Below are 1,358 nucleotides of genomic sequence, written 5' to 3' on the forward strand. Positions count from 1 at the left end.
AACGTATGGCCCGCCCCGGCTGCAAGCAATAATCAGCAGATGACTCGACGAGTCTGCATAAACGTATCCGGCATTTCGGCACGGAGGCCGCCGCCAAGATGGAGATCCGCGCATCCCGATCCTCATAAAGGGGTCGGCCTCAGTGGGCCATTTTGCGCCGAAGGATTTCGGGATACCGATCGACTGTCAGGCCATCTTCCTTTCACCACTCGCAGTTCGCGGCGTCAGACGGAACGGCCGTCGGACGCGGTACTCTCAGACCAGCCGCTATACAGCCTGATATGTTCGTCCATGATGGAGCAGAGCCCAAACGATACGGGCCATCTTCGCGGCTAACGCAACGACCGCGACATTTGGGTGGCTCCGTGCGAGAAGCGCACGCAGCCAGGCGCCGATCGCCGTATCGCTTTTGGCGAGCCTGGGCATTGCGGAGCGCGCGCCTTGTATCAGTATCTTCCTCAGATATCGACTGCCCCGCTTCGTGATCCCCAGCAACTTTGGCTTTCCGCCCGTTGTCACTTGGCGCGGGACAAGGCCCAACCACGCGGCGAGATCACGCCCTTTTGAGAAAGTCTCCGCGTTGCCGACCGCAGCCACCAGCGCGGTCGCATTCAGAGCGCCAATCCCAGGAACCGTGGTCAACCGACGGGCACGCTCATCTGTCCGAGCCATGGCTGTGAACTCGGCGTCAAAGGCGGAGATGCGCCGGTCCAACTCTTCCCACCGTGTCCTCATGTCCGTCAGAAGGAACGACATACTCGGGCTTAGGGCGTCATCATCGAGCTCCAGTAGTTCATCCAGTCTCCTGCGTAAGCGAGCGTGCCCTTGCGCCACGACATGGCCACGCTCCAATAAGAGGCTCCTGATTTGATTGGTCAGCGACGTGCGTTCACCAACGAGACGGTCACGCACCCGATGTAGCGTCTGAATGTCGAGCTGTTCTTCGCTTTTGAGTTCCACAAAGCGCATGGTCGGCCGCGTGGCGGCTTCTGCTATCGCCTCGGCGTCCCGATCATCGTTCTTCTGTGCCTTGACGTAAGGCCTCACATATTCCGGCGACATCATCCGCACCTCGTGCCCCAATGCCACCAGTGCCCGCCCCATGTGATGGGCGCCGCAGCATGCCTCCATCGCCATCTTGCAGGAGGATAGCTTCGATGCGAGGTCGACCACCTTATCGCGCCGCATCCGTCGCCTCAAAACGACCGCACCGAGCTCGTCCAGCCCCACAACGCTGCAGCTGTTCTTGCCGAGATCAATACCGAGGATCACTATGTTCATGGCTCGCTCCTTCCTTCTTTGGATACCGACATCTTAAACAGATGTCGGCGGGAGGGGCGGGCCATCCATAAAGGGGG

Annotated in this window: 1 protein-coding gene; it reads right to left on the bottom strand. The window is 60.0% G+C overall.

All coding sequences use genetic code 11. The features are described 5' to 3' along the window. Positions 1-267: 267 nt before the first annotated feature. On the bottom strand, positions 268-1,281 hold the full coding sequence (locus ABEA46_RS20340; protein ID WP_210683738.1) for an IS110 family RNA-guided transposase: 1,014 nt from the start codon (positions 1,279-1,281) through the stop codon (positions 268-270). Between the last annotated feature and the right edge of the window lie 77 nt (positions 1,282-1,358).

The organism is Microbacterium jejuense, assembly GCF_039544225.1.
GTDB classification, from domain to species: Bacteria; Actinomycetota; Actinomycetes; order Actinomycetales; family Microbacteriaceae; genus Microbacterium; species Microbacterium jejuense.

Bases quoted from the DNA above. Each gene is read 5' to 3' on its own strand.
- ABEA46_RS20340 (WP_210683738.1), bottom strand. From the start codon at position 1,281: ATGAACATAGTGATCCTCGGTATTGATCTCGGCAAGAACAGCTGCAGC.